The organism is Rhodococcus sp. ARC_M12 (assembly GCF_022810385.1).
GTDB lineage: Bacteria > Actinomycetota > Actinomycetes > Mycobacteriales > Mycobacteriaceae > Rhodococcoides > Rhodococcoides navarretei.
Window position 1 is genome coordinate 1 of record NZ_JALGQI010000055.1, and the last position, 723, is coordinate 723.

At 67.8% G+C, this 723-nt stretch carries 2 protein-coding genes; both read right to left on the bottom strand.

Annotation, left to right across the window (positions count from 1 at the left end):
• The coding region (locus MTX35_RS25310; RefSeq protein WP_243597477.1) for a hypothetical protein at window positions 1-218 on the bottom strand (218 nt) is incomplete at its 3' end.
• A gap of 147 nt (window positions 219-365) precedes the next feature.
• Window positions 366-677, bottom strand: a complete 312-nt coding sequence (locus tag MTX35_RS25315) for a putative quinol monooxygenase (RefSeq protein ID WP_006247389.1) — start codon at window positions 675-677, stop codon at window positions 366-368.
• Window positions 678-723: the final 46 nt, after the last annotated feature.

The following is a 723-nucleotide window of genomic DNA, read 5'->3' on the forward strand; positions in this document are numbered from 1 at the left end:
CGTTGTGTGCGCAGCGAGATGCTCCATGCCGCACGCGCGGCGCGCACGAACGCAACGCCCCGGAACGCCAACGACCCGTCATCGCTGCGACGCGCAACGCGTCTCCCGTCACGGCAACGGATCGCAACCACGACCCCGCCCACGGCGCCTCGCGGGACGGAGGGCAAGTTGACACAGTTGCGCTGCCATGGAGCCGCGCTGGCTCTCTCGATGACCACCGGTGAAACAGTGCCGCTCCAGGCTTGCGCCTGGTGTTGCCTGGCCTCCTCGTGATCGGCCCGTCGGGGATCGTCAACGTGGTGCGGGTGTCGAGGCGGTCGGGTCCGACGGCTCGGCGGGGCGCGATCGTCTCGTGCGTTGGCGGACTACGGGAGCTTGGACGCGAGGACGTCGGCCGCCAGGATCTCGGGTGCTGCGCCGAGGAGGTGCTGGTTGGCCATCAGGGCTGCGACGATGGCGCCGTTGGCGTGGGCGTCGCGAGCGGCCTCGTCGGGGAATGCATCGAAGATCCAGAAGGTGTCGGCGTGGGTCCTAGCCGCGAACCAGACAATCGTTCCTACTTCTTCGTTGGCGAGTGCGACAGCGCCGGCGAGCAGATCGGCGAGCGCGTCGTGCTGTCCATCGGCCGCGACGATCTTGGCGACGAAGGCATACGGAAGTGATGCGGGTGTGGACATGAGGGGTTCTCCTTGAAGTCGGGGTTCTTCGTGGGGCGAGTTCAGC